The 13752-nt window shown below is 44.2% G+C and carries 10 protein-coding genes; 5 read left to right on the top strand and 5 right to left on the bottom strand.

The window, feature by feature from the left end:
* Window positions 1-33: 33 nt before the first annotated feature.
* The 3 genes from ABIE26_RS24910 to ABIE26_RS24900 are packed head-to-tail and all read left to right on the top strand — an operon-like array spanning window position 34 to window position 4396.
* A complete protein-coding gene (locus ABIE26_RS24910) occupies window positions 34-2679 on the top strand; it encodes a TonB-dependent receptor (protein WP_310146548.1) in 2646 nt (881 codons plus the stop codon).
* Between the two features lie 4 nt (window positions 2680-2683).
* A complete protein-coding gene (locus ABIE26_RS24905) occupies window positions 2684-3484 on the top strand; it encodes a DUF4249 family protein (protein WP_310146546.1) in 801 nt (266 codons plus the stop codon).
* A gap of 12 nt (window positions 3485-3496) precedes the next feature.
* Window positions 3497-4396 carry a sterol desaturase family protein gene (locus ABIE26_RS24900; RefSeq protein WP_310146544.1) on the top strand — a complete coding sequence of 300 codons (900 nt, stop codon included), beginning with the start codon at window positions 3497-3499 and terminating at the stop codon, window positions 4394-4396.
* On the opposite strand, the gene ABIE26_RS24895 is transcribed toward ABIE26_RS24900, so the two are convergent.
* From ABIE26_RS24895 to ABIE26_RS24875, 5 genes are all read right to left on the bottom strand, one after another.
* Window positions 4393-5301, bottom strand: coding sequence for a pirin family protein (locus ABIE26_RS24895; protein ID WP_310146542.1), 909 nt, complete (start codon window positions 5299-5301; stop codon window positions 4393-4395). The two genes, ABIE26_RS24900 and ABIE26_RS24895, sit on opposite strands and share 4 nt — an antisense overlap.
* A gap of 43 nt (window positions 5302-5344) precedes the next feature.
* Window positions 5345-6640, bottom strand: a complete 1296-nt coding sequence (locus tag ABIE26_RS24890) for a hypothetical protein (protein WP_354376260.1) — start codon at window positions 6638-6640, stop codon at window positions 5345-5347.
* Between the two features lie 19 nt (window positions 6641-6659).
* The gene (locus tag ABIE26_RS24885) at window positions 6660-8486 is read right to left on the bottom strand and encodes a hypothetical protein (protein WP_310146538.1); all 1827 of its coding nucleotides are present in this window, start codon (window positions 8484-8486) and stop codon (window positions 6660-6662) included.
* A gap of 27 nt (window positions 8487-8513) precedes the next feature.
* Window positions 8514-9188 (bottom strand): hypothetical protein, encoded by a 675-nt coding sequence (locus ABIE26_RS24880; protein WP_310146536.1) that lies wholly within the window; start codon window positions 9186-9188, stop codon window positions 8514-8516.
* 73 nt (window positions 9189-9261) lie between these two features.
* The gene (locus ABIE26_RS24875) at window positions 9262-10152 is read right to left on the bottom strand and encodes a DUF3078 domain-containing protein (RefSeq protein ID WP_310146535.1); all 891 of its coding nucleotides are present in this window, start codon (window positions 10150-10152) and stop codon (window positions 9262-9264) included.
* Between the two features lie 206 nt (window positions 10153-10358).
* Between ABIE26_RS24875 and ABIE26_RS24870 the strand changes: the two genes are divergently transcribed.
* Both ABIE26_RS24870 and hepC read left to right on the top strand, forming a co-directional pair.
* Window positions 10359-11678, top strand: coding sequence for a sulfatase-like hydrolase/transferase (locus ABIE26_RS24870; RefSeq protein WP_310146533.1), 1320 nt, complete (start codon window positions 10359-10361; stop codon window positions 11676-11678).
* A 98-nt stretch (window positions 11679-11776) separates the two neighbouring features.
* Complete coding sequence (hepC, locus tag ABIE26_RS24865) at window positions 11777-13750, top strand: heparin-sulfate lyase HepC (RefSeq protein ID WP_310146531.1); 1974 nt, start codon at window positions 11777-11779, stop codon at window positions 13748-13750.
* The last annotated feature ends 2 nt before the right edge of the window (window positions 13751-13752 follow it).

Genomic DNA, 13752 nt, shown 5'->3' with positions numbered 1-13752 from the left:
GCTCTTTCAAGCGACACACACAAATACACACATATGAAATCAATTGAACCTGTCAGACTCCTGACACTCATTAGCTTGATATTGCTCCTGCTGGCCCTGGCCCAAGTCCAGGCCCGGGCGCAGGATCAGCTGGCTAAGAAAGTAACCATTACCCTCAAAGATGAACCGCTGAAAACGGCCCTGGATAAGATCACCAGCGTAAGCGGGGTAAAATTTACTTATAATGAACAGATTGCACTCAGTAAGATCAGGATCAGCGTGAGTGCAAAGGATAAGCCCCTGGCTGCTCTGCTTGAGTCCGCATTTACGAACGAACCCCTCCGGTTCAGTGCGTTAGACAAAGAGGTTTTTATACGATTAGACCCTGCCAAGGAAAAAAAGCCGGTGGCCGACCCGGCGGCCAATCCGGGGCAAAATCAGGAAAAACATACTTTAAGTGGTACTATTAAATCTTCATCTAGTGGAGAAACACTGATTGCTGCTACGATAAGGGTAAGCGGCACCAAGTATGCCACATCCAGCAACGAATATGGTTTTTATTCCATCACGCTGCCCAAAGGGAATTATACCATCGAAGTAAAGGCAGTAGGCTCAAAAAGCCATAAGGCACAAGTGGAGCTGGATAAAAACCTGGTTTTGAATATGGCACTTGACGATGACCTGAATGAGCTTGAAACAGTAACCATAAGTGCAAATGCCGGCAAAAGAAATATTGAGAACCCGCAAATGGGGATGGAGCGACTGAGCATCAGTGAAACGAAAAATGTACCTGTGCTGCTTGGCGAACGTGATGTGATCAAAACATTGCAGCTTTTACCCGGCGTAAAAACTTCAGGGGAAGGGAGTGGTGGTTTCTTTGTACGGGGCGGTAGTGCAGACCAGAACATGATCTTGCTGGACGAGGCACCGGTTTACAATGCTACACACCTGCTCGGGTTCTTTTCGACCTTTAACTCTGATGCCATAAAAAATGTAACGCTCTATAAAAGCGGAATGCCGGCACAATATGGCGGCGGGTTGTCTTCGGTACTGGACGTTAAAATGAATGAGGGCAATAACCAGAAATTTGGTGTAAGCGGAGGTATTGGTCTTATCGCCGCCCGGGTAAACGTAGAAGGGCCAATCCAGAAAGATAAATCTTCTTTCCTGATCTCGGCCAGGAGGACCTATGCCGACATGTTTCTGAAACTTTCGGGCGATTCGGCAACTAAAAATACCCAGCTTTATTTTTATGACCTTAACCTTAAGGCCAATTATTACTTAGGGGAAAAAGACCGCCTGTTCATTTCAGGCTATTTTGGAAAAGATGTACTGAGGAGTGATAACCTTTCGGGGATCAACTGGGGCAATGCCACCTCCACCCTGCGCTGGAACCACATTTTTAGCAGCAAGCTATTTTCCAATACGTCCCTGATCTTTAGCAATTTCAATTATAAGATCCAGTCGAACGGAGATGAAAGTTCGGTACGGCTATTTTCGCAGATCAGGGACTGGAACTTTAAGGAAGACCTGCAATGGTATGCCAATGATAAGAATACCCTTAGTTTTGGTTTCAACTCCATTTTTCATACCATTAAGCCCGGAGAGGTTCAGGCCAACGGGGATTCTGGGTTTATCTCGCAGAAGCTTCAGGACAGGTATTCCCTTGAAAATGCAGTTTACATCAGCAATACCTGGAAAGCCAGCCCTGTACTTAGTTTCACCTATGGCTTGCGTGTTTCTGCCTTCAGTATCCTTGGAAAAGGCGAGTATTATACTTTAGATCCGGAAGGCAAAGTGACGGGCGCAACAAGTTATGAACCAGGCGAGCTGGTAAAGACCTATGTGAACCTGGAGCCCAGGTTCGCAGCAGCTTTGCAGTTAAATGAATCGAGCTCCATTAAGGCTTCCTATGTAAGGAACGCCCAGAACCTGCACCTCATTTCCAACTCCAACTCCTCCTCTCCAACAGACAGGTGGGTGGCCAGTACCAATATCATTAAGCCTGAACTGAGCGACCAGGTGTCTTTAGGTTATTATAAAAACCTTGGCGGCAATGCCTATGAGCTTACTGTAGAGACCTATTACAAGACGCTTCAGAACCAGATAGATTACCGTAACGGGGCCGACATCTATACCAACCAGCCCATTGAAACCCAATTGCTTTATGGTAAAGGAAGGGCATACGGAGCCGAATTTCTGATTAAAAAGAAAACAGGGAAATTAACCGGATGGCTGGCTTACACCCTGTCAAAAACCGAACGGCAGATCGATGGCATTAACAATAACAACTGGTACAACGCCAGACAGGACAGAACGCATGATATTTCTATTGTAAGCATGTACCAGCTCAGTAAAAAATGGTCGCTATCGGCCAACTGGGTATTTGCCACCGGCAATGCGGTAACTTTTCCAAACGGAAAATACAAGATGCTGGGCCATAGCTATTTCTTTTTCTCAGAGCGCAATGCCGATCGTATGCCAAGTTACCATCGCTTAGATATAGGGGCAACAAAGCTCCTGAAGCAAACCAAAAAATTCTCATCAGAACTTAATTTCAGTCTGTACAATGCCTATGGGCGTGAGAATGCCTACCGCATTACTTTTAAAGACAAAGAAGCAGACCCTAACAGAACGGAAGCCATCAGAACAACCCTTTTCAGGTTCGTTCCGTCAATTTCGTATAATTTTAAATTTTAACACTATGAAAACAATAGTTCGTTTTATAATTTTGGCATCAATTTCAATGCTCTGGTCGTGCGAAAAAGCCATTGATCTTAAACTGAAGGACAACGATTCGCCAAAATATGTAATTGAAGGAACAGTTACCAACCAGCCAAATGGCTGTAAGGTTGCAGTTAGTGAAACCAAGAACTTTGGCGATGACAATCAGTTTAACGGAATAAGCGGGGCAAGTGTAAAAATTGAAAATAACGGCAATACATTTATGTTAACAGAAACGTCAAAAGGCATTTATGAAAGTACGGCAGTTACGGGAACACCCGGACAAAGCTATCGCCTTACTGTTAACATCAAGGGAGAGGTTTTTACCGCCTCCAGTACCATGCCTGCTGTTGTTGAGTTTTTGGATTTTACACTTAAGCCCAATGATGTTGATACAACCAGGGCAACGCCCAGGGTAAAATTTAAAGATCCTTTGGCGCCTGGCAATAGGTACTGGTTTCAACAATACATCAACGACCAGCTGCAGATTGGATACAAAGTCCTTAATGATGAATATACCCCCGGGCAGGAAGTTAATGAGTACCTGGTGTTTGAGAACAGAACAAAAAACCGGGCGCTTAACCTGAAAAAAGGTGACAGGTTAACCGCAGAAATGCATTGTATAGATGAACCGGTATTTACTTATCTGTTCAGCCTGTTTGGTGCCAACGGAAGCGATAACGGCGCTGCACCTACCAACCCTTTGAGTAACATCAGTGGTGGTGCTTTAGGCTTTTTCAGTGCACATACTTCCGAACGTAAAACGATAGTAATACCCTAATAAATAATAAAAATGAACCAATTGGATAAAAGTATAACTGTTGGCGCGCTATTTGGCTTCGTCATACTGCTTACCTTATTCGAGATGTATTTTAGTTACGCTCATGACAGGAAACACTATCATGGGCGTGACACCCTTACCAATGTTTACCTTATGGCTGCTGCATTTTTCATCAATGTGGCTACCAAAGCGGGAACGTTTATGCTGCTGGATTACGTTTACAGCCATTACAGTCTGTTCCATATTTCCAACATTTACATCTATTGGCTTGTGCTGATCCTGGCACAGGACCTGCTGTACTGGTTGCTGCATTATACCGGCCATTACGTACGCTTTTTCTGGGCCATGCATGTCACCCATCATTCCTCTCCTTATTTTAACCTTACTACCGGGTTTCGCTCCACAGTTTTTGAGCCGCTATACCGGGTGTTCTTCTACCTGCCACTTGCCTTTATGGGCTTTAGTGCATTCGACATCCTGTTTGCATACCTGGTAACACAAATTTATGGCAACCTGGTGCATACCCAAACCATAGGTAAACTGCACCCCATATTTGAGTACATTTTTGTAACCCCTTCTCACCACAGGGTACACCATGCCAGCAACCTGCGTTATCTGGACAAGAACATGGGCATGGTACTGATCTTATGGGACCGGATGTTCGGCACTTTCCAGGAAGAAGTGCCTGAAGAAGACATCGTATACGGACTTACCAAACAACCGGAAGATACGGGTGCGGTGAACATCATTTTTCATGAGTTCAAAGCTTTAATTGCCGATGCCAGAAAGGCCCCTAACTTTAAAGATAAGGTAAAGTATTTTCTCTATCCTCCGGGCTGGAGCCACGATGGCAGCACGCAAACAGCCAAAGTAATGCAGCGGGAGCTGGAAAAAGAACGAAGTGTAGCTTAATCAGCCGCCGGGTTGTGCGGTTTAATGTGATTGCTTTGCGGCGGTAAGGGCACAAAATCCGTTTCCCCGGGTACAGGTTTAAACGACTGTTCCAGCCACATCTTTTTCGCCTCTTCTATCCTTTCGGCAGTAGAAGCCACAAAATTCCAGTAAATGATACGGCCCTCTGGAAAGGGTTCGCCTCCAAAAATGTAGATGGTGCTGTTTTCCTGCATATCGAATTCACAAAGTTTACTGTCTTTTGCCACCAAAAGCTGTTTAGGTCCGAAGGTATTCCCTTCACTTTCTACTGCCCCTTCTAAAATGTAGAGGGCACTTTCACCAAAAAGGTCCTTGCCTATTTTTATGGTCTGGCGACTGCTGGTTTTAAGCTCCAGAAAATAAAGCGGGCTGTAAACAGGAACTTCCGATTTTCTTCCAAAAACTTCTCCGGCAATCAGTTTGATATTTACACCTTGTTCTATCCACTCCGGTAAGCCTTTCCCCTCAACATGGAAAAACTCAGGTTCCATCTGCTCCAGGTGTTTAGGCAATGCCACCCAGATCTGCAATCCATGCATCATTTTATCCGAATTGCGCAGATACTGTGGTGTCCTTTCAGAATGTACTATCCCCCTTCCGGCGGTCATCCAGTTTACCTGCCCGGGTTTGATTTCAACCTCGGTACCCAGACTATCCCTGTGCATAATGCTGCCTTCAAAGAGGTATGTCAGGGTAGACAGTCCAATATGCGGATGCGGTGGCACGTCAACATTTTCTGTATTGCTCATACATACCGGCCCCATATGGTCTATAAAGGCAAAAGGCCCCACCATCCTCTTTTCCCGAAAAGGCAGGAGGCGCCCCACCATAAAGCTGCCTATACTTGCAGGTCGTTCTTCGATAATCAGATTGATATTTGACATAAGATCTTAACTATACCCCTAATATACCAAAAAAAGGCAATTTTTAGAACAACTGTGCAAGTGCATTGACCTGTTTTAACCTGAAGTAAAGATCCATTTCAAAATGCTGAAGGCCTGGCTTTACATTCAAAGCGCTAACTTCCAGCTTACGGAGTGTTTTGATATAGGTTTCAAGTAATGGAAACTGTTCCTGCTCGCTAAGCTTCCTGAAATCAGTTTCCAGGTAAAAGAAATAAGGCGTTTGTGTTTTCAAACCTGAAAAAGCAGCATGTTCATTGGTGCTGAACAGCAGTGCTGATGGGCGGTATTTGGTATAAACGGAATAAAGCGGAAACAAATGCGGGTTTACCTTACCACCTTTCAAGATACCTTGCGCTACCAACTGATTCACTAAAGCTGTCGGCCTTGCGCTCAGCATGCTGTTTATTCCGGGTACCCGGACCATACGCGGCGTAGTTACGGCTACCTTTTCAAAATCATCGTTATATTCGTAAGTGATCAGGGTATCTGCCTGGTTTACCGGCTTGCTTAGTTCTACATCAAAATACCCATTGCAGTATTTCAATAAACTATCGGGATAAATGGTATGTGTTTTAAGCTGAAGGGGTGCAAGCCGGTGAGTTGTTATGGACTTTGCATCAAGCCATAACTTAAGGATGGCATCTTTGTCGAAAACACGGTGGTTAAATACTTTTCCCTGAACCCGGAGCCCTTTAAAATTAAAATCACCCTGCATATGAAAGTGCCCCGCTTTAAACTGCCCTGTTCCTGTGTATTCCTCAAATACATAAGCCAGGTGTGCGCTTAGCGCTTTTAGTTTTTTGATCCCTGGATCGGTGTCTGGCAGGAAATTTTCCCTGTTCATGAGCTGTTCCAAAATCTCCTGAACATTTTCTTTTTTCAGGGAATACGCAACCGCAAATGTCTGCTCATTAAAGGCAACCGTCAGCCCTCCGTTTGCTGAACTTCCGAGGATGTATTTACCCGTATTTTTAAATCTGGTTATCCCCAGCTTTTTGTTGATGAACACCCGCAGCTCAGCAGTATCCGAAACCGGCAGACTGCAGAAGTATGTTTGTGCAGATCTGGAATGAACAGTGTAGATAAAAACATTGGCCGGAATATCCAGACCTGTTTTCAGGGAGTTTCTTTTGCTTTTTTTATAATGAGATGAATTCAACAGGTAATCTGCCGCAAGTGTACGGTAAATCCTGTCTACATCAACTTTGATGATGAAGGCCGCATCAGAATGGATGCGATGCCTGTAAGAAGTATACCGGCGTAAGGACAGATAACCATAAGCAAGGGCAAGCAGCAGTAAGACAACTGCTGCCAGCATTGCAATAATGCGTTTAAGCTTATTTTTGCGCGTCTTCAATAATAGAGAACAGGTATTTTAAAGCATTGGGTTGATTGGCAGGAATATCCATACTTAGCTGGCCGGACAACACATTCCCCTTAAGCGGGTCTGACTTCAGGTAAATATCGCCCATGCTGTTCAATACCCGGTTAACCTTATCCAGTTTCTTGCCCAGCTCTTCTGCCGGGATTTTTCCGGACAGCTTCTTCGCGCTGAAATAGGCTGAGTAATTACTGCTCAGCAAAGCCTTTTTATGTTTGGCCGAAACCTTTGCCACATACCTGTCAGCAGCAATATTATCCATTTCTGCCTTACTGGTACCAAAGAAAATAATTCCATCCTTAATGGTAAAATAAAGCGCCAGCGGGCTTTTAGGAATGCTGATCTCATAATAGCCTGCTCCCCTTTTTACCAGTTCCTTTTTTACCCCATAGGCAATGAGTTTGTCAATTAAACGGGTGTCCTCGGATGAAACCATGAGTAGAAAATCGGGTAAAGTTTCTTTCTTTGTTTTCATTACCTCTTTGCTCTCGAAGTTCTCTTCGTTGTATTCGTAAGATTTATAGCTGACTTCGCTTCGCGACAAGCCGTTAAAAATAAACAGGGCATCTCCCTTTACCACCTTCGCTACCGCGGCCTCATCCAGCAAAAGGGAAAGCAGGTCTGTTGCCATTCCCACTTCATCAGCGTACACAGAACCGTATAACTTTGACATCAGCTTGGGATATTCTTCCAGGTAGGCTTTGGTATCCAGGGCATAGCCCATATAACCGATCATGCGGTCCTCATTTACGTATTTCAAAAAGCGTTTGTTCAACTTCCGCTGGTGCACCTTTTTAAAAACAGCGGCAATTTCATTGCTGAAGGTCATACTTGTGGCCAGGCGGATCAATTTGTCTTCCAGGTAAAACCGGGCGTTTGCACTGCCATAACCATTCAGAAAGTTCATCCCCTTCAGATAATTAAGGGCAGGCATATAGGTATTGAACAGCTTGTCGGCCCCGGAAATCCAGATGATCGCTTCAGCATCCGGGTCCAGGCTTTTCATAAAATCGTTATTGTCCAGTATAGATGCTTTGTTCGTACCCGCAAAAAAATCGTTCACCATATTTTGTACCCAGCCGGCAACAATGGATTTCTTTAGCTGTTCGTCTCCGTAACCGAAATCTGACACGGCCACAGCGGAGTCGGCAGCAACCGCTTCTCCTTCCTCTTCAACCGCTACAATTGCCGAATCGGCAGCAACAGCATCTTCAACGGCTACAGCCGCCGAATCTACCAGTACTTCTTCTGCCGGACTGATAGCTGTCAAACCAAAACGCTCAATTACCTCAGGGCGCAGGAAATATTCCTTTTTAGCACTTCCTGTTACAAAAAGAAAGGTATCGGCATTCCAGTGTGCTACTTCGGTAGAATCGGAATTATAATAAGACCTCAGTCCGTTTTTTACACTGAACTTCTGGCTTGCCTGCTGATAAAGCGCATCTACCTGGGCAAGGTCCTTAACAGGTGCAAGGAAACAGTTATAAGTTACGCTGTCATTGCTCCTGTTGTAATAATAAAATGAAGAACTGAGGTTAAAGCCAAGATCTTCAATGGTTGCAAAAGCTTTGTCAGATTTTTTTGAAAGTTTGGCAAGGATCTCTTTTCCGATAAAAGTATGGTTAAACTCATTTAAGGACATGAGCGTTGTTAAATTCTTACCCTTAATTGTAGCTACGGCAAGTGCATCCGAAGGTATTTTATGCACCAGGTCCTGGGCAGCAGCAGCAAACGTAAAGCTGGTAAAAAATAAAGCAATTAAGCATTTGTAAAGCGAATTCATAGATAGAGTATAATTTAAATGGTAATGTTACTTTGTAAGTGTAATGCTATTGGACAGGTCGGCTTTTCCATTGATCAAACCAAGGACACCTGTATTGAGCATAACAGCTTTTTTTGATTTAGATAGCTTAGCAAGCGGATTGTTACTGGAAGCAACAGGCTGTTCGAAGCGGTAAATACTGGTATAAGTGGCATCCTTAAACACCTTCTTCACTTCCGGCTTCAGCTTGTTGTACTGCACAACGGCATCTTTGGCATGCTGATAACTGCGTTGAAAAACCTGGTTTTTAGGATTATACGTATAAGAAGAATTGCTAACCCCTTTAACCTTCAGTTTTTTAAGCACGTCCTGATTTACATTGTTGATGTTCGCAATGTCTTTAAATGCAAAAGAGACACTTACAATATAGTTCTCAAAATCGACTTTCTTCTGTACATTGCTGATACCAGGCGACTGCCTTAAATAAGCCACAACCTCATCCAGTTCTTTCTGGATTTTTTGTTTAGAGGGTACCTTATAACCCTGAATGCTATCCATCAGCATTACAGAAGCCACCTTTGTTTTACTCGCGCTAAGGTTCAAGGTTAAATTAACAGTTCCTGATCCGGCTTTGGTCAGGTTAATTTCTTCAATAACCTGAAAGCAGGAAGAAAAGCAAAGCAAAATGAATATGGGAAGCAGGTATTTATACTTTGAAGGCATTATACTGGTGTTTTTTATAGGTATGCGGCAAAGATATCATTTTACCTACACAATATAAGTACCTGACCAGCGACTAAAATTTATAAGTAAAGCCTGCGCCAAATATCTGTTTTACCTGCAAGGCTTTATGTTTTTCTGTGATCCCGTTTACTGTTTTACTGATGTCTGTATTGTCGTCATAGATCATCTGCACGCCGGCATTAACGGTAACGAATTTATTGACCTTCATAAACAGGTTGGCCGTATAATCAACATCTACATTTTGCGGCTTGTCCAGGTAGTTGGAATAGAGTTTCAATATATTTTCCAGGCTGATGTTCTCTACCAGGTTTACTTTATAATAAGCATCCAGTGAGGCACCAAATTCGAAACGCGTATTTTTTCCGGGATCGACACCAAAAGCGCCCTGATTTGCCAGCTCATCATCGAATACCATTACGATCCTGGACGCTACAGGCGAGATGTTAACCCTGAAATTATCAGATTTTTTATAGGCAAAACCCGGACCAAAGGTAAGGTAGGCCGGGGCAAAAGCATTGGAAATTAAAGTTCTGTTATTTCCTTCGTATTTATAGCCTTTGGCAAATTGGGTCTGGAAGTTGACATAAAATGTATACAACCAATACTCAGACGCCTTGTAGCCCAGCAAGCTGTTCAGAATGATCCTGTCGTCATTTTTTCTGACACCGATATCCTCCTGTTTGCTCAGTCCATAACCCGCAATCACCTTATTGTCCCAGCTCCATTTGTTCTTTTTGTAATTGAAATCGTAATTAAAGACCAGGTTACCGGCAATCGCATTTACGCCTCCGGCCGACCAGTTGGAGAATGAACTTTGATTGATCAGGAAGGTATTTTCGCCATGGATAGTCCAGTTTTTAGTGGTATCGGCCTTAGGGGCATCCTGGCCATAACCTGCAGCAGCACTGGCCAGCAGGGCAAATAACAATGTAATTTTTCTCATTCGAGGTAAGATTAAGCGTAATCAATAGCTGAATTTAAGTATCTGAGTTGAATATAATTGAATTATACATTAGTTCAAATTGTTCATTAAAAAATGTCTGGCACAAAAAAGTAAACAGAAATATCCGGATTCAAAAGAACCTGGAACGTGATTGAAATAATTTTTCTCTCATTTGTTTTAACTTAGCCATTAAGTAATATAATCTGATGAAAAAAACGAGTTTCCTTTTAGCGCTGTTTACAATTTTGATTTTAGGCACAGCAGCCTATGCCCAAAAAAGGCCAAACGTGATTGTTGTGCTTACTGATGACATGGGCTATGGGGATCTGGCCTGCTACGGCAATCCCTTATTCAAAACCCCTTTTCTGGATAAAATGGCTGGCAAGGGGGTGATGGCCACTAATTTTGTAACCACTTCTCCTACCTGCTCCCCGTCACGTGTTTCCACACTTACCGGGCGGTATTGCAGTCGCGCTAAAATGCCCCGCGTTATTGGCCCGGGCGACAAAACCGCTATACCTGATGAGGAGGTGACCATTGCCGAGATGCTAAAAACCTCGGCCTACCGTACCGCCTGCATCGGTAAATGGCATATTGGCGACTATGGTACCGGCTTGCCCAACAAGCAGGGTTTCGATCTGTTTTATGGCATGCTGTACAGTCACGATTTCAGGGCGCCTTATGTAAAAACGGATACTGTCATTAAAATATTCAGAAACCAGAAACCAGAAATCTACCGTCCCAACGATACCATCCTCACTAAAGCTTATACTGCCGAAGCCATTAAATTCGTAAAGGCATCGGCACAGAAAAAACAGCCATTCTTTTTGTACCTGGCCTACAACATGCCGCACCTGCCGGTGGCTTCTGCCGTACGTAAAGGCAGCCCTAAATCTGCCGGAGGCGAACTGGGCAGTGTGATTGAAGAGATGGATACCGAAATGGCCAGGTTATGGAAAACCCTGGAAGAGAACGGAGAGGCAGACAACACCATTTTTATATTTACGAGCGACAACGGCCCATGGCTGAATGCGCCGCAGCGCATGTACGATGATGGTTTTACCAAGCCTTATCATGTAGGTACAGCAGGTATGTTCAGGGGCTCAAAGGCCACCTCTTACGAAGGCGGCCACCGTGTGCCTTTTATTGTTTATTACAAAAACCACACTGCTGCCCAGGTGCTGAGGACACCCGTATCTAACCTGGATATTTTACCAACCATTGCTGAATGGACACATACAGCGCTCCCTGAGCGGGTGCTGGATGGGGAATCAGTAGTTAAACACCTGTCGCAAAAAGACTATACTGTTCCCCATAAGCCCATTTATTATTTCAATTATACTTTGCAGGGTGTAAAAGACGGCGACTGGAAACTCCGGATCATTAAACAGGATGACAAGACGACAAATGAATTGTTTAACCTTGGCTGGGATCCCACAGAGCGGTACAACTTGTTTGACGATCCCAGGTATGCCAAAGCGCAGCAGCATTTGCAGGCTTTATTTGAAAATTATCCGGACAAATAGAGATTTAACCAAATTCAAAATACTTCCGGACAAATTTGAAAGGCTGCAGCTTCATGCACTCCTATCTTTATTCTTAACAAAGAATAAAAAATCAGACTATGAACAAGACCTTAGGCATCCTCCTGGCTTTTGCCTTTAGCAGCTTAACCAGCTTTGCACAACACGCGGCAATCAGCAAAGTAAGCTTTGACCCCATTAACCTGGCTTATCCCGGATTGGAGAAAGTGAGCAAACTGGTATCAGATGGCAAATACGATGATGCCGCCAAAGCACTGCTGGCCTATTATCAGAAAAAAAGCAAATCCAGGGAACCTGATTTCAGCAACTCCGAAAAGCCTGCCGACCTGCACCAACCTGTTAATAAGGTAACCCAGGAAATGGCTGATAAAGCCTTGCTCCATCAGTTTCAGCCTCACAAGGGCTACGGCTATTTTGATTATGGCACCGACATCAACTGGCAGATGTGGCCGGTTAAAGACAATGAGGTACGCTGGCAGCTGCACCGTGTAAAATGGTGGCAGCCGATGGCCCTGGTTTATCATGCAACCGGCGATGAAAAGTATGCAAAAGAATGGGTGTACCAGTATAGCGACTGGGCCAGAAAAAACCCTCTTGGCTTATCGGCCGATAACGACAGGTTTGTATGGCGTCCTTTGGAAGTATCGGACAGGGTGCAGAGCCTTCCACCCACTTTTGATTTATTTGTGAATTCGCCCGCCTTTACCCCTGCTTTTTTAATGGAATTTCTGAAAAGCTACCACCAGCAAGCCGATTATTTGCCAGCAAATTATGCAGAAAAAGGTAACCATCGTTTATTTGAAGCACAACGTGTTTTGTTTGCTGGCGTATCTTTCCCCGAATTTAAGGATTCTCCAAAATGGAGAGAAAGTGGCATTGAAGTGCTAAACACAGAGATCAAAAAACAGGTTTACCCTGACGGAATGCAGTTTGAACTCTCACCAATTTACCACGTGGCTGCCATTGATATATTCCTTAAAGCTTACCGTTCTGCACAGCGTGTAAACCTGGAAAAAGAATTTCCTGAATCCTATGTACAAACTGTGGAAAGCATGATCATGGCGGTAATCAGTATTTCATTGCCAGACTACAACACACCTATGTTCGGCGATTCCTGGTTAACCGAAAAAGATTTCAGGATGAAACAATTTGCTACCTGGTCTAAAGTTTTTCCTGCAAACGAAGCCATCCGGTATTTTGCTACCGATGGCAAACAAGGCAAGGCCCCAGACTTTTTATCCCATGCACTAAGCAATGCCGGTTTTTATACTTTCAGGACCGGATGGGATAAAAATGCAACCGTTATGGTGTTAAAAGCCAGCCCTCCGGGAGAATTCCATGCCCAGCCCGACAACGGAACTTTTGAACTTTTCATAAAGGGCCGGAACTTTACCCCGGATGCCGGTGTATTTGTATACAGTGGCGACGAGGCCATCATGAAGCAGCGAAACTGGTACCGTCAAACCCGCATCCACAGCACACTTACCCTCGATAACCAGAATATGGTGATCACCAAAGCCCGGCAAAACAAATGGGAAACCGGTGCCAACCTCGATGTACTTACCTATACCAATCCAAGCTATCCGGAACTGGAGCATCAGCGCAGTGTGCTTTTCATCAATAAAAAATACTTTCTGGTAATTGATAAGGCTATGGGCAAAGCTACCGGAACCCTGGGTGTACACTGGCAGTTGAAGGAAGACAGTAAAGCTGTTTTTGACAAAGTAAAAAACAGGGCTTACACCACTTACGGAGATGGCAACAACTTACTGATCCAATCGCTGAACGCCGGCAAGATCAGCCTCAAAGAAGAAGAAGGAAAAGTATCTTATTTTTATAACAAGGAGCTGTCGCGCCCTGCATTTGCATTTGAAAAACTGAAGAATGATGCCGCGAGCCAGCAGTTTGTCAGCATTGTTTATCCTTTCGGGGGAGAAAAGGTACCAGAGATTCGGATCGTACCAAACAAGGGCAACGACTTCCAAAAAGGGACCATTGACCTAAGCCTTACCATCAACGGGCAGCAGCAGCAGATTAAGGCAACGCTTTACTAAGC

The organism is Pedobacter africanus, assembly GCF_040548825.1.
Classification (GTDB): Bacteria; Bacteroidota; Bacteroidia; order Sphingobacteriales; family Sphingobacteriaceae; genus Pedobacter; species Pedobacter africanus_A.
Note: the sequence above shows the minus strand (reverse complement) of the source record. Positions and strands in the feature narration are given on the sequence as shown.